Here is a 26,148-nt window from a genome sequence, read left to right as displayed (position 1 = left end):
ACGGGTGTCTAACCGGACACAATTTAACTCAGTTGAGTCGCTCAATTTTTCTGCGGTTTGGGCAGCACAACTGTAAACACGCTGCCTTGGCCGACATTGCTGCTAATAGCAATCTCACCGTTAAAAGGTTTTAAAAGTTCGATACAAGTATAAAGTCCTAGACCAGTTCCTGTCGGTTCCCCTTCGGTTTTTTCCTCGCCTTTAGGCGGCTTGGATGTGTAAAAAGGGTCAAAAAGTTTTGGCAAATCTTCAGATGATATGCCGCATCCCGTATCTGCAATATCCATGTATATGTTCGACTCGTCTTGCCGAGTCACGATAGTTATTTCTCTGCTTTTCTTTTCCCACATAGCATCCATTGCATTATTGATTAAATTATAAAATACTTGAGAAAGATAGGAATAAATTAAGGGAATACTGGCAATTTCTTCGTCATAAAAGTATTTTTTCCTAATCTTATTTTTAAAATACAGGTTGCCTTCCAATAGCTGAATTTCTCGCTGCACTAAATCGTTGATATTCACAGGGTGCAAATCTTGCTTTTGCTCGTTTCGGCTTTTCATCATCAGAGTATCCATGATCTGATTGATTTTTGTGACAGCTTGAAATATATACTTAGTATAATTAAACAGAGAGTCTTCTTGAATTTGTGTGGCTTTTGTTTCAATCAAATCGACGCTAGTCTGGATCACTTGCAGGGGACTTTTGAGGTTGTGAACCATTCCCTGGGTCAAACGTCCGATGATGGCTGTTTTTTCCTGGTTTATTAATTGCTTGGTTTTTTGTTCAACAAGTCTTTCCAGGTTTTGGTTGAGGTGGGCAAGTTCGAGGTTTTTTTCTTCGAGTTTTTTTTGCAAGCTGCGGATTGTCAAGTGGGTTTGAATCCGGCTCAAAACTTCTTCGTGCTGGAAAGGCTTAGTGATGTAGTCAACTGCTCCTGTCTGAAAGCCTTTTACTTTATCAGGCGTATCGGAAAGGGCGCTCATGAATATGATGGGAATATCTTGCGTTGACGGGTCTGCTTTCAAACGCTGGCAAGTTTCAAAACCGTCAATTCCTGGCATCATGATATCCAAAAGAATCAAGTCTGGATGGATGTAGTCAATTTGCTCGATCGCACTTTCGCCGTCTAGAGCCACTAATACTTTAAACCCGTAATTCCTTAACAACTCGAAAAGTACGTCCAGATTTGTTTGGTTATCATCGACAATTAGTATGATGCTTCTTTCGGAATTCTTATCGTTCATATTCAAGGGAAACATTCAATTTTTTTACTTTTTAGTTGTGGGTTGTGAGTTTAAATCGGATTCAAGTGATTTTCTGCAGCTCTAGAAATCCGGTTGCTTCATAGATGCTTTTATTTCCAATCACTTTTTGAGGAGCCCGCTGCGAGTCAGGGCCGCCCAAGCAAATTAAGTTGTCGCTTCGCGGGAGGGGAGAGCCCCTGATTGAGAATGGTACTCAGCGCGCGAGATTTAACTGATTTTGAGTTGTCTGTTAGCTACCGTCAATTTTAGGACAAATGTTGCTTCAAAAAATCTCGAATTTGCTTGAGCTGAAATCCTTTAGCAAGTTGGCGCAGGTGATGAACGAAAGGCACTAATGTCGCGTCAGAATGTTCGAGTTTAGCAGTTTCTTCCAGAATAGCTTCAATATCGCCCATTGCAGCCAATCTTAACAACGCCAAGACTGACTCTGAGGCAGGAGACACCATCGTTGAGTCAGCAGCAGCAATCTCAGAACAGGCTTTTGCAGTTTGATCGCTCCGCTTTTTGCTTTGTGCTCTTTCTTCGTAAACCCATTCTAGTCTCAAATGCAGGCGCAATAATTCTAAAAGCTCGTTAGTTTGAATCGGCTTGGTGAGAAAATTATCGCAACCTGCAAGTATACTCTCTTGCTTGGTAGTCTCGTAAACGTTAGCGGACAAAGCGAGGATAACCGTATCTTTTAATTCCGGCAACTGTCGCAGCCGCCTGGTAGCTTCCCAACCGTTCATTACGGGCATCAGCAAATCCATTAAAATTATATCCGGTAGAAATTCCTGTGCTTTGTGCAAGCAGTCTTCGCCGTCTGTAGCTTCTGCAATTTCAAAGCCTAAATGAAAAAGCAGCCTGTGCAACATGGCGCGATTTACTTCGTGATCGTCCACTATTAGCACTTTCCGCTGGGCGCCGATAAAACCTACAAGCTGCCTTTTTTGTTGCCGGGAGGGGAGTTCCGAACAGTGGGCGACTGCTGGCAAGTCTAGATCCAACCAAAATATGCTGCCTTTGCCGGGGGTACTTTGGACGCGAATTTGGCTGCCCATCATTTTGACTAATTTTTGGCTGATGGAAAGTCCCAGTCCAGTACCTTCGACGAAATTGTTATGATCGCCCACTTGATGAAAAGGCAAAAATATTTCTTCTAATTTATTCTGCCCGATGCCAATGCCGGTATCTTCGATTTGAAAGCGAATTGTAGGCGTAGGGGCACGATCGCCGGTCTTATCTGCTGTTATCACCTCGCGCGCTTCTTTTGTTCCCAGCGGCGGGAGCGACATTTGCTGCGCGTCTAAATTCGCGGTCAAATCGATCCTTTGAGTGCCAATTTCCGCTGCCAAATTAGAAGTTTCGCAGTTGGTTTGAGGATAATTATCGGGGAAATTTGCTGCATAACCGACTTTGAATGTAACGCTGCCGCTGTTCGTAAACTTAACGGCATTGCTGAGCAAATTAATCAAAACTTGACGCAACCTTTTTTCGTCTGCCAAAATGCCCTCTGGGAGCGCTGAAACCTGCTCGTAATTAAAGGCAATTCCTTTTTGAGCAGAGCGCATCTTGAACAAATCAATAATACTTTTAACAAAACTGGAAAAATGCAGGTTGGTCAGCGACAGCTCCATTTTACTAGCTTCGATTTTTGAGAGGTCTAAAACATCATTAATCAGCATCAGCAGGTGATTGCCGCACTGGTGAATGTTGTTAAGACTTTCCTGCTGATCTGCGGTAAAGTTTTTATCGACTTTGAGCAGTTGAATGTATCCCAAAATCCCGTTCAAAGGCGTCCGCAATTCGTGGCTCATGTTGGCGAGAAAGTCGCTTTTAGCGCGGTTGGCGGATTCGGCGGCTTCTTTAGCTAATTGCAGGGCGGCTTCTGCAAGTTTGCGATCGGCAATTTCGGTTTGTGCTTGTTCAAATAGCGTCGATTGTTGAATGGCGATCGCCAACTGCACCCCCAATTGTTTTAGGCACTCTCCCTCGAATTGCTGCCAGGGACGCGGGCCCGTGCAGTGGTGGGCAATTAACAGCCCCCACAAGTTTTCGCCTTGCAAAATCGGCACTACCAGATTCGCTCTCACATCGAGCCGAGTCAACAAAGCCAAGTGGCAGTCGGCCAGGCCGGCATTGCAAACATCTTCTGTGGCTCTAATTCTGCCGTCTAGGTAAAGAGGAACGTAGGCTGCCCCAAAACAGGGGTCATAAATTTCCGTTCCTACAATTGGTCGGACATTTTCGGCAACCGACTCGACAGCGATAAATCCGCTCCACTCCGGATTGAATTGGTAAATAATAGTACGGTCTACTTGCAAAAACTGCCGCACTTCTTCGACACTTTTGGTAAGAATTTCTTCAAGATTGAGAGAAGATCTAATGCGTTCTAGCATGGCTACTACCAAGTGTTCCCGCCTTAACTTTTGGCGCAAAATTACTTCTGATTCTTTGCGTTTTGTGATATCAGTAATTACTCCAATTAAGCCGATGTAATTACCATTACTATCTTGAATACTGTCGGCTCGCACGAGAGCAGTTACTGCTTCGTAGCTCTTAGCTCGCATGGCCACTTCGCCACACCACGAGCGACCTTGGCGAAGGCTTTTATAAATTTGTTTGTAATTTTTATGCCGGACGTAAAGCGCGGTTATATCGCCAATATCATTGAGTTCTTCCACCGTGTAGCCGTAGCGCTGAATGAAGGCTTGATTGTGGTAAATAGATCGCCCTTTCAAGTCGGCGATCACGATCGCATCGCTGGTACTTTCGACGGCTTGAGTGACCTGCAGTAAAGCTAATTCTGCTGCTTTGCGATGGCTGATATCCGTCATCGAACCCACCATCCGCAGAGGGTTTCCGGCTTCGTCCCACACTGCTTGAGCGCGGGCGAGCACCCACTTATAGCTACCGTCTTTGCACTGCAAGCGGTATTCCGCGGCGTAATGGGGGGTTTGGCGATCGAGATAACCTTGGATCGCTGCTTGCACTCGTGAGCGATCGTCTGGATGGATGCGATCGATCCATGCGCTGTAGGTGCTGTCCATTTCGCCGTCTGTGTAACCGATAATTTCTTGCCAGCGGGCTGATCGAAAAGCTTCATTTGTTTGAAGATTCAGATCCCAAATTCCGTCTTGATTGCCTTTGAGAACTAACTGCCAGCGTTCTTCACTTTTACGCAATTCTTCTTCGGCTTGTTTGCGCTGAATATGATCGCCCAACTGAGTCGCTACAGCCTTAACCAACTCTACAATACGCGGTTCCATAATCGAGCGGTCGCGCTTGCAGAATACTAAAACTGCCAGCACCTTTGAGCTAGCGTGAATTGGCACTCCGAAACAAGCTTTCAATCCGACTGATGCCGCCATTTGCGATCGGGCAAAAAGATGATTTTTGGCTAAAGAAATATCTTCAATCCATTCTACATTTCTGGTTGACCAAATCCGTCCAGGTACTGACACTCCGGCGGCGAATCTAATTTTTCTACTTTCGCGGCCGAACGTATCTAAATCGCGATCGCTAGCGTACCAAGTTTCGCTGTGTTCCAAAAAAGTACCATTAGCAGTCGGTATCCAAGCTTCCGCAAAATTCCAGCCGATCGCATTGCACAGCAACCGCAGGATATGTGGGAGGGCGCTGTGAAAATCTGCAGACTGACTAATGGCTTGAGTTGCTGCCAGCAACAGCTTTATTTCATCTTCTGCTTGCTTGCTTTCTGTAATATCAGTTCCCGTGCCGAGAATTTGTTTTAACTTACCATCTGCTGTTTTTGCAAATACAGTATCTCGGCTGACAATCCAGCGCCAAAAACCATCCTTGTGCCTAATTCTGTATTCAATTTCAAAGATATCCCCTTCCGCACCAGTTTCGACTTGCTGTAAATAATCAGGTATTTTGATTGAATCTTCCGGGTGAATTAAAGTTGACATCATCCACGGCCCGATTGCCTGAATCTCCTCTACTGTATAGCCGAGAATGCGGTATATAGAAGCGTTCGCATAGATATTTTTTTGTTCTATTAAGTCATAAACATACAACATATTAGGACTTGCTCCAGCAATTTGTTGAGCGAACCGCTGGCTTTCCCGCAGTGCTGCTTCTGTTTTTTTTCTTTGGGAAATATCGCGAACAATGCAAATGATTTCCCCGGCGGGCAGCATTGTCAGCGAGACATCTATAGGGACTTCCGAGCGGTCGCGACGGCATCCTACTGCTTCGGTGCTGTAAGAACCTTTCTGCACTAAAGTCGGCAGGACTTCTTGCTCGAACCTTTGCAGCTCTGCACCTTGGTAGAATGTTTTCCAACTTTTACCTAAGATTTCTTCGAGAGAGTCGTAACCGTAGATTTTTACTCGGGCTGCGTTGCAATAAATCACCTCTTTGTCGGCACTGAATATGGCGATACCTTCGGAAGCTTGGGCCATGGCTGCTGCTTGCCTCTGGAGGACTGACTCAGAGCGTTTGCGTTGAGTGATATCGCGGACGATCGCGATAATTTCGTCCTCCGTGCAGAAGACAATTCTCGCTTCAAAATCGTACAGTTCACCATTAACTGGCATTTGATATTCTACGACTTGAAGCTCGCCATTGTCGCTCGCTTTTAGATTGCCAGACAATATTTTTTCAGCAAAAGCAGTCGGCAATATGTCTTGTGCTTTTTTACCAATCAGTGCTTTTTGTGGTAGGATATTCTCGAAATCTTTGGCAGGTTTGAAGTCTACAAAAGTGCCGTCTGCCCGACAGCGAAATATCATGTCTGGTATCGCATTTAAAAGAGCGCGGTTGGTGGCTTCGCTCTTACGCAATTCAGCTTCAGCTTGCTTGCTAAATGTAACGTCGCGAGCCACTGCATAAATCAAACCTTCTTCTGCAAACGGCGATGCTGTCCACGACAGCCACTTATAAGTACCATCTTGGCAAAGATAGCGGTTTTCTAAGCTAATAACAGGGTGGCTTTTTTTAAGTTTTTCTAATTCCGCTACAGTAAACTCTAGGTCTTCTGGATGGACGAATTCTATCAAAGGTTTGGCTAAGATTTCTTTACTGGTATAACCTAATAAATTCGACCAAGCGGGGTTTAAGCGTTTGAAATAGCCATCAAAACCTGCAATGCAAAGTAAATCAAGGGAGAGATTAAAAAATCGATCGCGGTCTTGCTGGGTTTGTTTTAATTCCGTAACATCCATCACCAAACCGTCCCAAACTATATCGCCGTTGGCTTGCTTTTCTGGCTGGGACGCGCCTTGCAGCCATTTCACTCGATCTCCCATAACTTGCCGCCATTGGTGTTGCCAAGCTTGCTGAGTCGCCGCTGAAGTTGCGATCGAACGCTGCAAGTCTGAGATGTCGTCTGGGTGAACTGTTGCAAAAGCCAAAGTGGCATTTTCTTCTATTTCTTCTGGTTTTAAATTATATATGTGCCAACTGCCCGAAGAAACGTAAGTAAAAGATGTTTTACCATTTGCATAAAGCCGATATTGATAAATCATTCCCGGCACGTTGTCGGTCATTATTTGAAATCGAGCTTCGCTTTCCTGCAACGCGATTTGCTGGCGTTTGTATTCGGTAACATCTCGCATTGTTCCGACCAACATTTTACGACCGTCCGCTTTGTTAAAAACGGTTTTTTTGGTAGATATAATGCGTTTGTTTCCCTGACTATCGGTAAAATTTTCTTCCGTTTCCTGAGAAATACTTCTTTGCAATACTTGCTCGTCTTGTTGCCAAAAAAAAGCCGCTTGAGCTGGGGGGAAAAAATCGTATCCTGACTTGCCAATCAGTTCCGATCGCCTTTTTCCTATCAAATTGCAAAAAGCATCGTTTAAAACGATCCATCTGTGCTGCTCATCTTTGACAAAAATCGGGTCAGGAGTAGAATTAATCGTGTGATTTAAAAACTCTTCTGATGCTTTTAATTGAGCTTCGTAACGGTAGCGATCGCTCACATCCAAGACTACTTTAATCATCCGGTCGATCGAGCCGTCCCGGCCGCGAATACAGCGCAGAGAAACTCTAGTGTAAACTGTTTCTCCGTCTTTTCGACGCCACCTTTTGTCTAAAACATAGCCTTCGCTTTCCCCGGCTAAAACTTTTTTTAACGGCTGTAAGCTAGCCTGCAAGTCATCAGGAAAACCCCACTGAGCCCAATTGTTGTGCAAAAACTCTTGGCGATCATACCCCAGCAACTCGCACAAAGCATCGTTAACTTCCAAGCACTTGCATTTTTCGGGTTCTGATGGGGAAATTGGAGGAGCAATAATGGCAATTCCGACGAGAGAATTCTCGACTACCGAGCGATATTTTTCTTCGCTTTTTCGCAAAGCTTCTTGGTTGTGCTGGCGCTCGACTGCGTAGCGGAGCGATCGAATTAACACTTCGCTGTCGATGTTTCGCTTGACTAGATAATCCTGAGCTCCGGCTTGAATTGACTGCACGGCAAGTTCTTCATCGTTGCGGGCCGTCAGTACGACAATCGGAGTATTTAGGCTGTATTCTTGTATTTTGACAATTGTACTTAAGTCTTGGCTGTCGGGCAGCGAAAGGTCTAGTAAAATCACATCAAAATGTTCGCCGACCAAAAGTTGTTGCGCTTTGCTGAGGCGGTCTGTACAGCTTACTGACAGCCTTTGAGGCTCGGCTCGGCTGATATTTGTTTCTAATAATAATTCTTCGATAAGATCGGCTTCGGCTTGATTGTCTTCGACGAGAAGAACTTTAAAGCCGTTTCGCTTTGCGCCGGGGCTCAAAACTGATATCATATACCTTGTTCTTTGTCATAAGGCAGTCGAGCTAACTATTATAGCATATAAATAATTCCCTCGCCCCAAATCCCGCCACTCCAAGTTAAAAACTCTTTGGTTCAACAATTACAATCCACTCTATGCCACTGTTTTTTTGCTCTAAGTAAATCCACGCAATCAGAGGCTAAAATTTTACGGTTTTTAGGATCTCGGTTTTAGGAAAAAACTAAGCTGCTGGGTGTTGTGTTTTTTTTGCTAGCACCCCGGTCAGTCGATTTTAGATTTTAGATTTTAGATTTAGTCCACAGATGAATCGGGGAAGTTGAACTAGAACCTAAAATTTTGGGTGACTCACGGCTGCTGTCGGAAAGTCAGTATCCGTTTTTGGGCGGAGTCAGCCGATCGCGCGATCGAACCCCACCCTTTGTTGCCCTTGGATTCCGCTACCAACACAATCCAAGCTATATCCCCACACCTATGAGCGCTCAACGCCAAAAAAGCCGTGGGAACTATCTTCGCTATTCATATTTTTACCACTTCTTTTATAATACCTTACATAAACTCATTACTGCAATTTCTTTACTTTTTGCAATCAAATAAAACATCTCCACAGGCCTTGCTATTTAGCCAAAAAGTGATAGTCTTGAAATAGAGGCAATCGAAAATTCGGTTGATACAGCCTAGGAAAAAAATTGAGAATTTTTGTAACAAAATTACAATTCCCAATAAACTGTCTTTTGTTTACTGTTTTTTGACCGAAATGAGCTGAAGTTGAGAGGAAAAAAGCAATGCTCGACAATTTAGCAATTGAACAAAAACCCGGTTTAATTCCCAAAGAAAAAGCCTTAGTATTGTTGTTTGATGAAGTCGGCATCGCCGACATCCCATTAGTAGGGGGAAAAAATGCTTCTTTGGGCGAAATGATTCAACAGTTAAGCCCCCAAGGAGTTAGAGTTCCCAACGGATTTGCAACTACAGCATACGCTTACCGGTACTTCATCCAGTCAGCGGGTTTAGAAGCTAAATTGCGCGAAATTTTTGCCGATTTAGACGTAGAAGATCTGCAGAACCTGCGACAAAAAGGCAAGCAAGCGCGGGCACTGATTCTCGACACACCATTTCCGCGAGAACTCCAAGCGGCGATCGCGGATGCTTACGAAAAATTGTGCGATCGCTACGGCGATAGTACAGACGTAGCAGTGCGTTCCTCCGCCACCGCCGAAGACTTACCCGACGCCAGTTTCGCGGGACAGCAAGAAACCTACCTCAACGTCCAAGCTTGCGCTGGCGTCCTCGAATGCTGTCACAAATGCTTTGCTTCCATATTCACAGATCGCGCGATTTCCTACCGCCAACAGCGGGGATTCGACCACTTTGAAGTCGCCCTATCAGTCGGCGTCCAAAAAATGGTGCGATCGGACTTAGCATCCTCCGGCGTCATGTTCAGCATCGACACCGAAACCGGATTCAAAAACGCCGTATTAGTAACCGCCGCCTACGGATTAGGCGAAAACGTCGTCCAAGGCACCGTCAACCCCGACGAATACTTCGTCTTTAAACCAACCTTAAAACAAGGTTTTCGTCCGATTTTAGACAAACGTCTCGGCAGCAAAACCCTCAAAATGGTGTACGATATCGGCGGTTCTAAATACACCAAAAACGTCTCCGTGATCGCAGCAGAAAAAAATAAATTTGCTATACAAGATGATGAAATTCTGCAACTAGCAAAATGGGCCGTATTGATCGAAGAACACTACTCTAAAGTGCGCGGAACTTATACCCCGATGGACATTGAGTGGGCAAAAGACGGCAATACGGGCGAATTGTTTATTGTGCAAGCGCGACCCGAAACAGTACAATCTCAAAAGTCTGCTAAAATTTTGCGAAACTACAAATTGCAAGGCACCAGTGCAGTTTTAGCAAAAGGACGCGCCGTTGGCGAATCAATCGGACAAGGCAAAGCCCGCGTGATTTTAGATGTGCACAGAATCGCTGAATTTCAATCAGGAGAAGTTTTAGTTACCAACAAAACAGACCCGGATTGGGAACCGATTATGAAAAAAGCAAGTGCGATCGTCACCAATTCCGGTGGCCGCACTTGTCACGCCGCCATCATCGCCAGAGAAATGGGAATTCCCGCCATTGTCGGCACTGGCGATGCCACCCAAATCTTAAAAAACGGGCAAGAAATCACTGTTTCTTGTTCGGAAGGAGACGAAGGCAAAGTTTATGCCGGTTTGCTTCCTTTTGAAATTCAAGAAACCGCGATCGAGAATTTACCCCGCACCCGCACTCAAATTTTAATGAATGTCGGGAACCCAGAAGAAGCGTTTGGTTTATCAGCGATTCCTTGCGACGGCGTAGGCTTAGCGCGGTTGGAATTCATCATTGCCAATCACATTAAAGCACACCCGCTGGCACTGATTCACTTTGACGAATTGGTGGATGAATCAGTCAAAGAAGAAATTGCAGAACTGACAGCACTTTACCAACACAAACCCGATTTCTTCACCGACAAACTCGCCCACGGGATTGCCACAATTGCCGCCGCATTTTATCCAAATCCAGTTATCGTGCGGATGAGCGATTTCAAGAGCAACGAATATGCTAATCTTTTGGGAGGGCGGCAGTTTGAACCCAAGGAAGAAAACCCGATGATCGGGTGGCGTGGCGCCTCTCGCTATTACGACCCAAATTACCGCGAAGCTTACGCTTTAGAATGCAAAGCATTAAAGCGAGTTCGCGACGAAATGGGCTTGACAAATGTGATTCCGATGATTCCATTTTGTCGCACCCCGGATGAAGGGCGAAAAGTGTTAGCCGAGATGGCAAAACACGGTTTAGTTAAGGGCGAGAACGGCTTGCAAGTTTATGTGATGTGCGAATTGCCGAGCAATGTCATATTTGCTGACGAATTTGCCCAAGTTTTTGACGGATTCTCGATCGGCTCTAACGATTTAACTCAGCTAACATTAGGATTAGACCGGGATTCTGCTTTAGTCGCGCACATTTTTGACGAACGGAATGAAGCTGTCAAGCGAATGGTAGAAATTGCTATTAAAGCCGCTAAGAAGTACGGCCGCAAGATTGGGATTTGCGGTCAAGCGCCCAGCGATTATCCTGAGTTTGCTCGTTTCTTAGTTGAGTTGGGAATTGATTCGATTAGTTTGAATCCCGATTCGGTTTTGAAGACTTTGTTAGATGTTGCTAAGGTGGAAGGTGCGGGTTCGTTGATGGATTTAGCGGGGGATGTTGCTAAGGTTTAACCGTTTGGGTTTTTGAGAGCAACCGGGTTTCTCAAAGAATAGCTGCCCCATGTTCTGACTTGGTTGTTTTTGAACTCGACCCGGTTTCTCATATCTAGTCCTGTAAAATAACCGATCTCGCGTTTGTAGTGATGAATCCAAGTCCTCTGATTTTTATCAGGACTTGCAGTCGTCACTACAAACCTATTCGATTGCGGCTAATTGACTGAACATAATATCACACCCTACCTGGGCTTCTGGCTTTGTTGGGCCGTGGCGATGCGCTTTACGGAGAAAGTGGCGCCAACAGCTCGCGCCCTCCTCACGAGCCAGCAAACGGTTAACGGTTTAATAGTTTGAGACTTGGCTCGGAACTTTTGTGATTTAAAACCGTCTTTTCGGGAATGATTTTCTCTTGCCGATCGCCTAAATTAAAACAAATATTCTCCACATAAGCTCTGAAAAAGTGCTAACTGCTCTCCTGATTATTTTCATAGGTTTAGCTCCCTCGCTGCTGTCTTTGTGGGTGATGCGCTCTGCCCAGGGACAAGCTCGCGACAGAATTGCAGCGGCCAGACTTGCGGTAGCCAATAGATCCCTGCGAACTCCACTAGCAACTGCCGATCGCACTTACATACAAGGTCTCGGTTATCCGATCGGCGATATCACTTGCGAGTATAACGCCCGCTCTAATTACATTCGCTGCGCTGTCAATCCTTCAGGGCCCTGTCAAGATTGTCGGTACTACCAAGCCAGAACACTTGACGTTCGCGGTGAAAAGATATAGCTTATATTGATGCTTGTCTCTATGCCTATTTGGGGATTTAATAATCAATGAGTTAATATATACTTACGTGTAATGATTCTTGTTGGAGCTTGTTTTGGACGACCCACGCCAAAACTAAGCCATTAAAACCTAATCGAGCATTATTGCTTGGTTACAGTTGCCATAACTGGCGGATTGCGATCGGTGTTTTTCTAGTTGAGGATTTACGATCAGAAACCAAGTTTAGATGATAAATTTTGGTTGGGGGGCGAGAAACCTAGAAATAAATTGGGTTTTTAGTCTTCGGGGGGTAACTCCTGCAGTTAAGAAAATTAGCCAACAAAAATCGTAAGTAGCTGAGGTGCAGATCTCCAAATCAGTTTCTCCAAAACATCATGAAAAATTCTGCACGAAACATTGTCCCGAGCATTTATCCTAAACAGAAACCAGCTCGAAGACTCTAAGTTGGCAACTTGAGAAGTTGCTTGTGGGCGGCACTAATCTGTTTTTGCGATCGTAGCGAAACAGTCTCAAACCTAGATTGCTATCTCCAGACTCCCAGTCATGAATTTTTAAGACGCTTCGTCGATACAGGGTATGCCAATTTCAATTGAATCTCATATGTTGCACCATTTTCAAGAATAGGCTTTCCGGCCTGTTTCACAACAAGTGAATTTTCTTATGGGCTGGGCAGGAGAACCCCCCATAGAAGGCTTATTGAGAATGGTACAAGATCTCAGTTGAATAACACTTCGGGCACGGCCGCCATAATTATGTCACGGCTATAACTCCCTAATTAATGTCTGGTTGCTATTGTGAACAGGGCTTGCACACCAAAACCAAAGAAACCTAGTTGTTTACCGGGAGCGAGGGCTGCAAAGAAGTCTTTTCGTCCCTCAAACCAGGTTTATACATCTAGAAATAGTGAATTTTCTCTGCAGATTAAAGTGCATTAGACGATGTACAGAAAACCTCATTAAGGCAATTTTTGAGAACTCGTGTTATTATCTACTGCGCTATGTAAGAGATAAGCGTGTAACAGATACACTCGCTAACAGAAAAGAAAAAAGCCGAAGGCAAAATATCACCCGATAGAGAGATTATGGGGATTTAACCCCCAAATCCTCAGCGCTTCTGCAGGCGATATTGGCAATGCTATCAAATATCAATATAGCACTGCTTTGTGCTGAGTAAAATTCGCTTTTTGCTCTTGCTCCGAGTCAAGCAGCAGAGCCTCTTACTCTGCAATTAAACCTTTTCAATAGGTGATAATGATCATCGGGAAATGGGTACATCATCTACAATCCGTGAGGCAATTTGACCATGCAAAGCATCTGCAACAAACCAATTTTTATCGCCCCCAAAATATGTGACTCCACCGCAAGGATTGCGGGCGCTAACTCCCAATCAACAGCAACTTATCATCAGAAAAAACCAATAAAACAAGTAAAAACAGAGGAGTGTTTCCTGTCCCAGAAACTTCGTGGCGACATCAGAATTGGGCATCCCCACAGAGAATTTTTGCGAGCAACCGAGTCTGTGGGCGCCCGGACTCTAAAAAATGTACTGTTCCTCGATGCCAGAGTACAGAACGGCGACAGCTTGGCAAGAGGATCAACAGCCGATACAGAGGTATTTGTACTGGACTCGACGCGGGATGGAGTCGAGCAAATTACTAGAATTTTGGCTAATTACAGCGATTTAGACAGCCTTCAGATAGTTTCTCACGGTCGAGAAGCGGGGGTGCAGCTAGGGTCGATCGAACTCTGCAACGACAACTTAGAAACCTACAGCCATTTGTTACACCAGTGGGGAAAAGCCCTCAGCGAGAGAGGAGATATCTTGTTATTCGGCTGCAGCGTCGCAGCGGGGGAAAGTGGCGAGGCCTTCGTGCGGCGGCTGAGCTTGATGGTCGGTGCAGATATTGCCGCTTCCGACAACTTGACGGGCAGTGCCGCACTCGGCGGCGACTGGCAATTAAAATTTGCGACCGGGGAAATAAAAGCGAGAATCGCCATTGGAAAAGAAGTGCTCGAAGCCTACCCTTACGCCCTCGGCACATTAGTTAACGAAACTTTCAAAAACTCCACAGTTAGGGGGCCTTGGATTTACGGGGGAAACAACGGGGCACTGTTCAATCCCACCAGCGGGGTTCCAGCAGCCAATCAACGTATCCCCGGCATTACCGGAGGCACAGTATCCGGCGTACTTCCGGCTTTGGGCGGTTCGAGTCCCGGCGATGGCGCTCTGCAATTAACTCCAGCAGTAAACCTTCGGGAAGCCTTTGTCATCTACAACAACCCCATTCCTTCAACAGACGGTCTCAGAGTCCAGTTTGATTTTTATTCTTACGGTTCAAGCCAGCAATTTAATGCTCAGGGCCCCTCTATTAGCCCTCAGCCAGGGGACGGGCTGGGTTTCTTCTTGATTGACGGCACTGTTAGCCCAACCAGGACTGGGGGTTATGGCGGTTCTCTGGCCTACGCTCCACGAACGAATATACCCGGTATTGAGGGAGGTTATTTAGGCATTGGGCTTGACGAGTTTGGCAATTTTTCAACATCCACAGAAGGGCGCTCCGGCCCGGAGCCACCTCCGATTCCCGGCTCCTCTATTGGTTCTTTCAGACCTGATTCAGTAACGGTTAGAGGAAATCAAGCAGAAGGTTATAAGTTTTTAACAAATGCGATCGTTCCCTTCGGCATCGATAACATTCCTACGAGCATTGACTTTAGTGGCCCTGAACCCGGCAGCAGTTTTAACTTCAGCAATACGTTCACGAGCGATCGCAATTTAGCCAAAAGATCCGTTCAAATTACGCTGAATCCATCTAACGATCCGGTGAATCCCTCTCGCCTCACCGTTGCTTTCGATGAAAATTTCGACGACATCTACGAAACTACATTGATCGACATCCCCAACTTGGCCACCGAAAACGGCCCAGTACCGCCACTTTTCAAATTTGGTTTTGGCAGTTCCACCGGAGGCGCCAACAACATTCACGAACTTCAAAACGTGGTAGTTGAAACTATCAATCCTCCCAGTATCGCCGCTGAGGTTGCCACTATCAAGACCGGCCCGCAGTTCGTCAAGTCCGAAGGCAGCATTACCTACACGATTACTACAGTAAACAAGGGGCCAGCGCCCGCTACAAACGTCCTGATTCAAGACGAAATACCTTTAGAACTGCTGCGTCCGGGCGGATTGCCGCCGATTCTCAGTGCCTCCAACAACGGCACTTACGTGAACCAAACCAAGGCTGTCACCTGGCCGTTAATTCCGGTTCTCAATGCCGGCGAGACTGTGACTTACACCCTGACAATTGAGTTGCCGCCCGGTTTAACCAGCGGTAGCAGTTTTGCCAACGTTGCATTCAGCACTAGCTCGACTTTCGACCCCGACCTCAGCAACAACAGCGGTGTACTCGCGCCAGGGCAAATCGAGGCGCCTGGTGTAGTCCTTACCACAGTTGTCGATACAGTCGCGGATTTAGTTACTACCAAAAGTGGCCCTGTGACCACCTCGGCCGGGTCAAGCGTCGCCTACACGCTGACTACGACTAACAGGGGGCCCGACCCCGCTGCCAACGTGACCATCACTGACAGCATTATTCCGGGTTTGACAGGAGTCACCGTCTCGGACGGCGGCACTTACGACGCAGTTTCCGGCATTGTCACCTTCCCAGCACTGACGGCGCTGGCAAATGCGGCTACTGCGACCCGCACCATCAGTTTCATCGCCCCAGCCACCCGTACCGACATCAGCAACACGGCCCGAAGTAGCGCCGCGACTTTCGATCCGATCCTCACTAACAACAACGGCTCGGCAACCAACAAAGACGGCACTCCCACTAACTCTACGGTTACGACCAGTATTGCACCCAACGCCGACCTCGCAACCACCAAAACCGGCTCTACGAGTGCTACTGCCGGTAGCTCGGTCAGCTATACGATCGCCACAGTCAACTTAGGGCCGAGTCCTGCAGAAGCTGTAACCATCACTGACAGTATAGTTCCCGGGTTAACCGGAGTCACGGCATCTAACGGCGGCGTTTACGATCCAGCGACAGGCATTGTCACCTTCGCCCCCGTGGCAATCGCCAATGCGGAGACTGTCACCCGGACGATCGGCTTCACAGTACCGCCCACCCTAACTTCCATCAGCAACACGGCAAGAAGTACCTCCATCACTCCCGACTCCACTCCGGCCAACAACAACGGTACAAACCCCAACGCCACCGTCACTACCTCGATCGATGCTGTGGCCGATGTTGTCACCCAAAAAACGGCTCCGCCCAGCATCAAGGTGGGCGACACGCTCCTTTATACAATTACTACTACCAACAACGGGCCGAGTCCCGCGACCAACGTAGTCATCACCGACAGCCTGATTCCCGGCTTAACGGGAGTCACCGTATCCGATGGCGGAACCTATAATCCAACCACAGGGGCGATCGAGTTCCCAGCGATCGCGACTTTAGCCAGCGGCAGCAGTGTCACCCGCCGCCTAATTTTTGTACCCCCGCCTACCCTGACGAGCATCACCAACATTGTATTAAGCCGGTCGGACACTCCAGACCCGGACTTAACGAACAACAACGGTTCGACAGTCGCAGTGCCCGGTGAGGCGGGGGGCCGAGTCACCACCTCGATCGATCCTGTGGCCGACCTGGTTACGTCCAAAAGCGGTCTCACATCTGCTCCTGCTGGTAGTTCCGTAACTTATACTATAACTACCGCCAACAATGGGCCGAATGCTGCTGAAAACGTAGTGATTACAGACAGCATCATTCCCGGTTTAACGGGAGTCAGCGCATCCGATAACGGCACTTACGACCCGGTGACAGGGGTTGTCACCTTCCCAACAATTCCCAGTTTGACTAGCGGCAGCAATATCAACCGCGAGGTAACAGTAGTCGTTCCAGCGACGGGTACCATTAGCAATACTTCCCAGAGCCGATCGACCACTTTTGACCCCGAACCCAGCAATAACAACGGTTCCGAGTCCAGAGCCACTGTCACCACCGCCATCAGCGCGCAGGCAACACCCAACAAACTTCCATCAGCCAACAGTAGCAACGCTGCGCTAGCGCCCAACAGCGTTGTCCAAATTAGCGGGCTCGGAGGCAGAGACTCAGACGGCACAGTGGTTACATTCACCATCAGCACCCTGCCGCCGGCAAATCAAGGCCTCTTGTTCTTGGGCGACCCCGCAACGGGGGGAGTCGCCGTCACGGCTGGTCAAACCCTGACAGCCGAGCAAATGACGCAGTTATTCTTCCAGTCGGCCGGCAATTTTACAGGGGCAAACTTTAGCTACACCAGCAAGGACAATCTCGGTGGCAGCAGTCCTGCTGCCACAGTTTCTCTGGTGTCGCTGGCGTTCAACTACCCGCCGGTACCCACAAACTTCAGCAAGACCCTGGCGCCAAACAGCACCGTCAACCTCACAGGGCTGACGGCCAAAGACCCCGACGACTCGATCGAATTCTTCACTATCAACACCCTGCCAGCGGCAAATCAAGGCGTCCTGTTCTTGGGCGACCCCAGCCAGGGAATCCGGGTCACGGCAGGTCAAAGACTCAGCACAGCTCAAATCAGCCAGCTATTCTTCCAAGCAACCAGCGAATTCGCAGCCACCAACTTTACCTACAGCGCCACAGACAGCCGGGGCGCCATCAGTCCAGTCCCTGCTACAGCCTCCCTGCTAGCACTATTACCTCCCACCGACCAGCCACCCATCGCCAACAACACCAGCGTCGCTGTGTTGCTGGGAAGAACCGTGAACATCCCCGGACTCGGAGGAACCGACCCCGACGGTACAGTGGTTTCCTTTACCGTAAACACCTTGCCGCCAGCCAATGAAGGCACGCTGTTCTTGGGCGACCCCAGCCAGGGAGTGCGGGTCACGGCAGGCCAAAGCCTGACAGCCGAGCAAATTACCGAGTTGTTCTTCCAGGCGTCCGGCAATTTCACAGGGGCAAACTTCACCTACAGCGCTACAGACAACCTCGGCGCCACCAGTGCCGCAGTCGCCACTGTCTCTCTCATTCCCCTTAAAGAATCGCTACCGACGCCGACACCCGCGCCGATACCGACACCCGCGCCAGAACCAACACCCGTCCCAGAACCGGAACCAACGCCGACGCCGACACCCGCGCCGACGCCGACACCCGCGCCAGAACCAACACCCGTCCCAGAACCGGAACCGATACCCGTCCCAGAACCGACGCCGACACCCGCGCCTACGCCGACACCCGCCCCGATACCGACACCCGTCCCAGAACCGGAACCGACACCCGTCCCAGAACCGGAACCGACACCCGCGCCGGAACCAATACCAACACCCGCGCCGGAACCAACTCCAACACCCGCGCCGGAACCAACACCAATACCAACACCCGCGCCGGAACCAACACCAATACCAACACCCGCGCCGGAACCAACACCCGCGCCGGAACCAACACCCGCGCCGGAACCAACACCAACACCCGCGCCAACACCAGCGCCGGAACCCGCCCCAGAACCACCCCCTATATTCAACCGAGTACCCGAACCCGATACCGGTTGCGGTTGCGACCCCTTGAAAGGGCCACCGAACTTCACATTTATCCAACCCCAGCCTTCGCCCATACTCAACTTCGACTCCAACGCCGCCCAACTCATCGACATCCAAAACACGATGAGAGGCACTCCCCGAAACGATTCCTTAACAGGAAACGAAACTAACCAACTGTTTCTCTCATTTCGCGGCGACGACACAGTGTTAGGTGAAGGCGGCAGCGATATCGTTTACGCCGACCAACAGCGAGACTTCATCGCCGCCGGTAGGGGCGACGACATCGTTTACGGCGGCAAAGACAACGATGCCGTATTTGGCGGCAAACAAGACGATCGCATTTTTGGCGATCGCAATGGAGACAGATTGTACGGCGATCGCGGTGCCGACACCATAGTCGGCGACAACGGCAACAACATCGACTTAACCGACAACGACGGCGACCTGATTTTCGGCGGGTCTTCAAGCGACGCCATTGCAGGCACTCAAGGCAATGACACGATTTACTCCGGCAAAGGCCCTGACATCGCCTACGGTGGCATCGACAACGACCTGATTTGGGGTGACAAGGGCCCGGACACCCTTTCCGGCGATAACGGAGACGACTCTTTGTTTGGTGGCGTACTCAACTCCCTAGACAGTGACCCCGACGGCTTCGATTTGCTGTTGGGAGGCAATGGCAACGACGTACTTAACAGCCAAGAACAAGACGACACCTTGCTGGGTGGCAACGGCCGGGATTTGGTGTTTTCCGGCAAAGGGGGCGATCGCATTTTTGGCGAAACTGACTCGGATACTCTCTACGGCAATCAAGGTTCCGACACCATACTCGGTGACTACGGCACTCAACAAGGCAGCACAATTGCCACCGAAGAAGCCGACTTAATTTTCGGCAACGACACCGGCGACATTATCGGCGGCGGCAGCGGTAACGACAGCATTTTTGCCGGCAAAGGTAATGACTTAATTTACGGTGGCAAAGACAGCGACCGGATTTGGGGCGAACTCGGTTCCGATACCATTGTCGGCGATGAGGGAGACGACTCGCTTTACGGTGGCTTGCAAAACCAGTTAGTGTGGGATGCCAACGGCCGCGACTTGCTGTTTGGGGGAGATGGCAATGACTTTCTCAATGGTGGTGAAAGTTCCGACTCTTTGAGTGGGGGTTCTGGTAACGATACCCTTCGTGGAGGCAAGGATGACGATGTAGTACAGGGAGATGCTGGCGATGACTCGATCTACGGCGACTCCGGCAGCGATATTTTGTGCGGCGATCAGGGTAACGATACCATTAGTGGCGATCGCGGGGAAAATCTGCGAGGCGCTGTGGGTGAAGACGGGCAGCAAGACTGCATCAACGGTGGCAGCGGCGATGACCTGTTATACGCCAATGAAGGTCAAGATACTCTCAACGGTGATGATGGTAATGACACGATTTACGGAGGGAAAGATAGCGATATTCTCAATGGGGGTGTTGGGGATGACTGGCTGTTTGGTGATGGGGGAGATGATACTTTGATTGGGGGTATGGGGAACGATCAGTTTGTGTTAAGCGCTAATAGCGGTATGGATACTGTGCTCAATTTTGATGTAGGAACTGATAAGTTTGTCCTGGCTGGTGGCTTTAGTTTTGAGGCTTTGCAAATTAACTTTACGGCGAATGCCACACTGCTGCAAGTTGCGGAGACTGGTCAGGTTTTGGCTCAGGTTTTTGGGGCTAATAATTCTCTGACTTCTCGGGATTTTCTGAGTCTTTCTCGTTAATACCAAAGCGCCGTAAACAGCGTGTAAGGTTTCATTCACACAGCACCTTACCGCTGTTTATTCAAAAAATCCAGTCCTAAAAAAATAGCTGCGATGCTTCCGGCTACACAAATTTCTCGGTTTTTTATTTTCCCCAAAAGTTCAGCAATGGGGACTAAAACTACTTCAATATCTTCTGTAATATCTAATTGTGTTTTGGTGGCAAGCTTGACCTTTTTAGCAAAGTATAGGTAGATAGAATTGGTGTCTTTTACAGGGTTATCATATAAGGTTGCTAGTTCCACAATTTCTTCAGCAACATATCCCGTTTCTTCGGCAAGTTCCCTGGTTGCTGCCGATTTCCCGCTCTCTTCAGCAGGGTTGAAAGATCCAGCAGGCAGTTCCAGCAAAATTTCGCCTACTCCGTGCCTGTATTGGCGCACTAATACAAGTTCTTGCTGCTCTGTCGTGGCAAATACGAGGGCGATATTGGGTCGGACATTAACAAAAAAGTCGTCTATAATTTGTCCGCTTGGCAATTCTATTTCATCTTGTCTAACCTGACACCACTGGTTGTTAAGAACGAAGCGCGATCGCAATAATTTCCATTTAGTTAAATTTTTCATATCGCCATAATGCTAAACTTTCAGCGTCATCCGAAGGCACAAATTTCCCATCCATAATCTATTTCCGATCAAAAACTTCACCCAGCCACCATGCCATATAAAAAATTACTCACCAGATTTGGGGAAGACTTACAAAAATTGACTGTTAATTCTCTACCAGCGGGATTGTTTGCGATCGAGTCACTGAGTCTGAGTCTAGCAGTGGTCGCCGCAGTTGCGACGGTGCCGGCAACACTGGAACCAGCAAATGCTTCTACACTCACAAGTTGGAAATTCGATCCGGCGACAAATCAGCTAGAAATTACTCTTCCAGAGGGAATGACGCCCCAGTATTCTCTACTAAATCCCAGTCAGATTGCTGTGGATTTGCCCAATACGGACATCGGAGTAGATGCAACTCAGCTATACCCAGAAGGCACAGTGCGTTCTGTGGGGGTTAGTCAAGTTCAACCGGGAAGGGCGAGAATTCTGGTCAATTTGGCTCCCGGAGTCGGTTTTAGCGGGGGGAAAGTTCAATTCCAAAGAATTGGGGTAGAAAATCGCTGGGTGTTACGCCCTTCGATCGAACCGACTCGGAGCGTGGAAACTCCCGGAACTCAACCCCAGCCTGCAATACAAGTACCGCAAAACCAGTCGCCGACAGATTCCAACTCAACTGCTGCCACAGAGGTCGATCGACCTGAATCTCCTATTTCCCGGAATCCCGCTACAAATTCTTCGCCGCCACCAACTCCAAATGACCAAATACGACCGCTAAGAGTGCCTTTAGTCAATGTTCGCCTTGAGGAACGCCGTCGAGTACAAGCTGCTGCTCTACCCCGCCTAGAGCCTCAAATAACCGCTGCTGCTGCAACCCAGCAGCGGACGCTTACCTTTGGTGAACCACTTCCTCGCGGACGATCGAATGCTCCTTTGCAGGCTGCGGCTGGGGCGAATGTCTTGTTGCCGGCGGGCACGGAGCTAAGTTTGCTATACCCGGGCGATCGGGCTTTGCGGCTGCAAGCGAAGCCCAGCCCACAGGAAGTGCTGCTGCTGCAAGGGGGAATTCTCGACAGTCGCGGTAATACGATCGTACCTGCTAATACGCCAGTCATCGGTCGGTTTGAAACAACCAACCTCGGCAGTCGATTTGTGGTCGAAGCTATTAGTCTCAACGGTCGCAATATTCCTCTCTTGGCTCGCTCGGAACCCGTGGGAGGCCGACGAGCTCAGCCTTCCGATCGCAGTTTGTTGCGAAATACTGGTATTGGTGGCTTAGCTTTGTTCTTGCTGAGCGGCTTTTCCGGCATCGGTTTGTTGGTTGGAGCAGCAGGTGGTGTTGCTACCACTTACGTGGCTGCTCCTCAACCGGCTACGATTCAACCCGGTCAAATTTTGCAAGTTCAGTTAACGGAAGATTTCCCCCAGTTTGGTTTTTGAAGGAAGAAGGAAGAGGGAAGAAGGAAGAGGGAAGAAGGAAGAAGGAAGAAGCAAGACTTTCTTCTTCGCTCGAACCTCTTCGTTCTATATTTACTTAGAGCAGTTTTCCATTCTCTGAAGTAAAGTAGGGACTTAAGCCAAGCCTAAGTCCCTACCCCATATCTGAAATTGACTCAACTGAAAACCGCTATATCGGCGATTTAGAAATTTTGACCTTCCGTGGTTGGAGCTATCGAACCCGGTTGGTTGAGGAACAGGTTTTTAGCGCCGTCGTTTTGGTAGATACAGTTAATTTCGGGTTGAGCTTCCAGCGGGCCGGTGAACCCAAAGGTGTTCATGCGATTTTTGCAATCCCGCACTTGGTCTTGGCTGATGAGTTTTCTTTGTTCCAGAATTGCCCAGTTATTGGTTCGCAGGACGCATCCGGGGCGCATACTCGGCTGCGAAATGTAGACGTTGAAGGGGTTGAGGGTGACGTAGAGGCGCATATCTGTCACCATCGCGCTTGCTCCAAACTGCACGCAAAGTTCTGGGTTCGGGGCGCTGCGATCGATAAATTCACGGGAGGCTACGTTCTCAGGACTAATTGTAGCTGTAGAGCTAAAGGCAATGCCAATCCCAATTCCCAGAATAAAGACGGCTGTTAAAATCCCTAGGGTGGCAGAATTGAGGAAAGAGGGTTTACCGGACTGAGGTTGACGCCGCGACTGTCCGCCAAATGAGCCGGAGTCTTCCTCTCCCCGGGATGGGTCGCCGCTGAATCTGTCGTCGTTGTAGGATTTAGGTTTGCGTTTCATATAAGGTTCCCTCAGTTCTGGAGACTCAACAGGTAGTAGTTTGTTATTTTTAACCGATATCGCCTTTCTAATATTATGGCGCTAGGAAGGTGGTTGCGGAGGGCCCAGGACGCCCCCTCTGGGTTTGGTGGTGCCGTTCACAACTCGCGATCGACCCAGGGGCTGCCTTGTCTGAATTTTCAGATTTCAATAAAATAGCTGAAAGTGACATACTCTTGCACAGCGGAGGAATCCGGCTCAAGATTGTTGACAAATTTTAACATTTTACAAGTCAGGAGGTATAGATTAGTGTCTGTCGAAATTATTCAAAAGCCTTCCACAGTCCGCAAGCTTGCACCGCGCTACCGCGTTCTGCTGCACAATGATGATTTCAATCCTATGGAGTACGTGGTGCAGACTTTGATGGCTACGGTACCGAGTCTGACTCAGCCACAGGCGGTAAATGTGATGATGGAAGCCCATACTAACGGGATGGGATTGGTGATTGTTTGCGCTCTCGAACACGCTGAGTTTTACGCTGAAACGCTCAATAACCACGGATTGAGCAGCACCATCGAACCTGACGATTAGAACCTGACGGTACTGCAACGGATTCGCCCAGTTGGTTTCCGGCTCATACCGTCAACCCTCATACCAAAAAGCCAAGGGTTCGGCCCTTGGCTTTTTGGTATATTTAATCCGGTAGATATGGAAATTTGAAGAGCATAGGTTTTTCGGAACGGCCGGAAGTGGTTCCGAGCTAGGTGAGCTCGATCGCCACTTTCAACTCTCCAATCTCAAATCTTTATCCGAAGAAACTAAAGAGGAAATTAATAACGTCCTCCTCCGCCTCCTCCTCCGCGAGCAAATTTTCCAGGACCGCCGCCGCCCCGGTTGCCGCCACCCCGGCCGCCTTCATCTTCGCGGGGCTTAGCTTTGTTAACTTTGAGGTCGCGACCCATCCACTCTGCTCCGTCGAGAGCACTAATGGCTGCATCTTCTTCTGCATCTGTGGACATTTCTACAAAACCGAAGCCGCGGGGGCGACTGGTTTCTCTGTCGGTAGGTAGATGTACTCGCTTAACGGTTCCGTATTCGGCGAAGACGGTGGTGATGTCTTCTTGGGTAACTTGGTAGGATAAGTTACCGACGTATATCGACATGAGGAATAACTCCAAAATTTAGACAGTGCGAAGATTTCAGTTTCGGAGAGTCCCCTGCCGATACAGAAGGGCAAGTTTTTAGACAATTCTGTAGCAATGAACAAAGCCTGCAACTGAATCTGATTCACACTTGGTACTTTAACATAGAATAGCGTCTTTTGAGTAGGTTTCAGCAGTTAATTAAGTCGTTCTAATTAAACGTAAAACTTTTAGGGTATTCATAAACCTGGTTTATCGGTGTGATGTTTTGCCTGCTGTGGAAGCAGAGAAAGTTATGCCGCCCGCTTTCACCGCAGGAAAGATACATCCACCTTGCCAAAGTTGGTACTCAAAGCTAGGTTTACGTTTTCCAGGGCTTTGACTAACCACACCACGCCTTCTCGGGTACTGCATTCGTAGTGACCGAACAAAATTGCCAGCCGCTTTTCTAGGTAGGGCTTGACTTTGCCGCAAATTAGTACGATTTTCAGCAGCAAACCAGTGGTTTGGGTCGGCCCGAGGTTTGAGATCAGGTCGATGAAGACAAAGTGGTTGGGCCGCACAGGACTCTCTACTACTAAAAAGTTCAATAACTGGCTGCAAGTTCTGATCATTAAAAATTCATTAAACTTTTGATCGTCGCTGTGGGGCAGGGTATTTTGTAGTTGCTTATACAATTTTTCGTTAAAGAGACGTTTGCCGTAGCGCTCATCGGTGACAGAAGAAATCAGGTATTCGTACAAGTCGTCTTTAAAGGAACGGTAGGACTGATGTGTGCTGGCGTTCGCCGTGAAACGGCCCGCTAGCTCTCTGTAGGTATCGGCTCCTTCTACTTTGCCGACAAATTGCTTGAGGGCAAAGAATAGTTCCGGGTCGGTCAACAGGGTCGGATTTTTTATAGGCTGTATATTTCGGCCGAAGGAAATGGAGGTTTCCCGACGCGCTATTTGAGCTTTTCTCACTTGGTGAGCAACATATTGTGAGAGGTTGATCTCAAATTGCTGCTGCTTTTGAGCTTGGATTTTTTTAATGATTTTTTGTTGTTCGTAGGTGCTGTCGTCGCTGAGGAGGCAGTGTTTGTAGAGGTAAGGGTAACGGGGAATTAAGGTTCCGAGGGCAAGGCTAGCAGGGGTTTTGCTGTTGCTGCTATCTTCATTGCTGTGAGTTATGACTTTGGCTAAGCGTTTGAGGGTGAGGTACTGTTCGCTTTCGATAAATTGATTTACTAATTTGGGGATGGAGCCTCGCCCCCCCGATCGATTGTATCCAAATAATATTTTGGGCGCTTCTTCAAACACAGCTATCAATTCAGGGATGGCGGCTTGCTTGCTGGGGTAAGTTTGCCAGCGGTTGATCAGGATGTGGCAGCAGCGGTTGAGGATGTATTTGAATTCTTGTTGAGCGTGTGCTGAGCGTGCTATTTTTTCGAGTGCGTCGGCGATCGAGCGATCGGGATATCCGACGCCCTCGATAAACAAAGTGCGAAAGCGGCCGATCAGTTCTGCCGGCTGCTCTCGTTGTACCAACTCCAGCCAGTGGTTGTAAAGTAGCTGTTCTTCTTCGTAACTCTGTCTATTGTAGTCGTTCACTGTGGATTAACCCTCCGAGGCTAGGGCAGGAGCTTTCAGCGCTCTTAGCTTAATGAATTGGCCAATGAATCCCAATAATTGAGTCAACCGAGCTGCTCGCCGGATGAGGCTTATGGGTAGAATCTGCCAGCAGCTACAGCAGATCGATATTTTTTGCTTAGTTAAACTAATTACCAACACCAGCATGACATGAATTGTTGGTAATTAGCAAGGCCTTAAATCACCATAGACTTTGTAAAGTATTGGTAAAGATTGTGAGGGGTACGGGAGAATTTCTTGGTTGCCTGACGATTT

11 protein-coding genes are annotated in these 26,148 nt (G+C 48.3%); 5 read left to right on the top strand and 6 right to left on the bottom strand.

The features are described 5' to 3' along the window. Nucleotides 1-41: 41 nt before the first annotated feature. Nucleotides 42-1,262: a hybrid sensor histidine kinase/response regulator gene (locus QUB14_RS01660; protein WP_333214444.1), complete on the bottom strand. Its 1,221-nt coding sequence runs from the start codon at nt 1,260-1,262 to the stop codon at nt 42-44. Nucleotides 1,263-1,513: 251 nt separating this feature from the next. Further along, on the bottom strand, nt 1,514-8,008 hold the full coding sequence (locus QUB14_RS01655; protein WP_333214442.1) for a PAS domain S-box protein: 6,495 nt from the start codon (nt 8,006-8,008) through the stop codon (nt 1,514-1,516). A 770-nt stretch (nt 8,009-8,778) separates the two neighbouring features. On the opposite strand from QUB14_RS01655, the gene ppsA reads away from it, so the two are divergent. The 3 genes from ppsA to QUB14_RS01640 all read left to right on the top strand — a co-directional run bounded on the left by ppsA (nt 8,779) and on the right by QUB14_RS01640 (nt 20,323). After that, the gene (gene ppsA / locus QUB14_RS01650; RefSeq protein WP_333214440.1) at nt 8,779-11,256 is read left to right on the top strand and encodes a phosphoenolpyruvate synthase; all 2,478 of its coding nucleotides are present in this window, start codon (nt 8,779-8,781) and stop codon (nt 11,254-11,256) included. Nucleotides 11,257-11,701: 445 nt separating this feature from the next. Then, nucleotides 11,702-12,022 (top strand): DUF6464 family protein, encoded by a 321-nt coding sequence (locus QUB14_RS01645; protein WP_333214438.1) that lies wholly within the window; start codon nt 11,702-11,704, stop codon nt 12,020-12,022. Nucleotides 12,023-13,324: 1,302 nt separating this feature from the next. Then, nucleotides 13,325-20,323, top strand: coding sequence for a DUF4347 domain-containing protein (locus QUB14_RS01640; RefSeq protein WP_333214436.1), 6,999 nt, complete (start codon nt 13,325-13,327; stop codon nt 20,321-20,323). 47 nt (nt 20,324-20,370) lie between these two features. Here the strand turns inward: QUB14_RS01640 and QUB14_RS01635 are convergent, their stop codons facing one another. Then, complete coding sequence (locus tag QUB14_RS01635; protein ID WP_333214434.1) at nt 20,371-20,928, bottom strand: NUDIX hydrolase; 558 nt, start codon at nt 20,926-20,928, stop codon at nt 20,371-20,373. 90 nt (nt 20,929-21,018) lie between these two features. Here QUB14_RS01635 and QUB14_RS01630 point away from each other — a divergent pair, with 90 nt between their 5' ends. After that, nucleotides 21,019-22,347, top strand: a complete 1,329-nt coding sequence (locus QUB14_RS01630; RefSeq protein ID WP_333214432.1) for an AMIN domain-containing protein — start codon at nt 21,019-21,021, stop codon at nt 22,345-22,347. A gap of 200 nt (nt 22,348-22,547) precedes the next feature. On the opposite strand, the gene QUB14_RS01625 is transcribed toward QUB14_RS01630, so the two are convergent. Then, the gene (locus QUB14_RS01625; RefSeq protein ID WP_333214430.1) at nt 22,548-23,144 is read right to left on the bottom strand and encodes a DUF3172 domain-containing protein; all 597 of its coding nucleotides are present in this window, start codon (nt 23,142-23,144) and stop codon (nt 22,548-22,550) included. A 288-nt stretch (nt 23,145-23,432) separates the two neighbouring features. On the opposite strand from QUB14_RS01625, the gene clpS reads away from it, so the two are divergent. Continuing rightward, complete coding sequence (gene clpS / locus QUB14_RS01620) at nt 23,433-23,714, top strand: ATP-dependent Clp protease adapter ClpS (protein ID WP_190658451.1); 282 nt, start codon at nt 23,433-23,435, stop codon at nt 23,712-23,714. Nucleotides 23,715-23,953: 239 nt separating this feature from the next. On the opposite strand, the gene QUB14_RS01615 is transcribed toward clpS, so the two are convergent. Together QUB14_RS01615 and QUB14_RS01610 are read right to left on the bottom strand one after the other, a co-directional pair. Further along, nucleotides 23,954-24,286: an RNA recognition motif domain-containing protein gene (locus QUB14_RS01615; RefSeq protein WP_006635107.1), complete on the bottom strand. Its 333-nt coding sequence runs from the start codon at nt 24,284-24,286 to the stop codon at nt 23,954-23,956. Between the two features lie 287 nt (nt 24,287-24,573). Continuing rightward, nucleotides 24,574-25,854, bottom strand: a complete 1,281-nt coding sequence (locus tag QUB14_RS01610) for a hypothetical protein (RefSeq protein ID WP_333214428.1) — start codon at nt 25,852-25,854, stop codon at nt 24,574-24,576. Nucleotides 25,855-26,148 lie beyond the last annotated feature (294 nt).

This window comes from Microcoleus sp. B3-D2, from assembly GCF_036705345.1.
Taxonomy (GTDB): Bacteria; Cyanobacteriota; Cyanobacteriia; order Cyanobacteriales; family Microcoleaceae; genus Microcoleus.
The sequence above is the reverse complement of the archived record's forward strand: the minus strand, read 5'-3'. Positions and strand labels throughout refer to the sequence as shown.

Coding starts and splice junctions, on each gene's coding strand:
- QUB14_RS01660 (WP_333214444.1), bottom strand. CDS start 1,262: ATGTTTCCCTTGAATATGAACGATAAGAATTCCGAAAGAAGCATCATA.
- QUB14_RS01655 (WP_333214442.1), bottom strand. CDS start 8,008: ATGATATCAGTTTTGAGCCCCGGCGCAAAGCGAAACGGCTTTAAAGTT.
- ppsA (WP_333214440.1), top strand. CDS start 8,779: ATGCTCGACAATTTAGCAATTGAACAAAAACCCGGTTTAATTCCCAAA.
- QUB14_RS01640 (WP_333214436.1), top strand. CDS start 13,325: ATGCAAAGCATCTGCAACAAACCAATTTTTATCGCCCCCAAAATATGT.
- QUB14_RS01635 (WP_333214434.1), bottom strand. CDS start 20,928: ATGAAAAATTTAACTAAATGGAAATTATTGCGATCGCGCTTCGTTCTT.
- QUB14_RS01630 (WP_333214432.1), top strand. CDS start 21,019: ATGCCATATAAAAAATTACTCACCAGATTTGGGGAAGACTTACAAAAA.
- QUB14_RS01625 (WP_333214430.1), bottom strand. CDS start 23,144: ATGAAACGCAAACCTAAATCCTACAACGACGACAGATTCAGCGGCGAC.
- QUB14_RS01615 (WP_006635107.1), bottom strand. CDS start 24,286: ATGTCGATATACGTCGGTAACTTATCCTACCAAGTTACCCAAGAAGAC.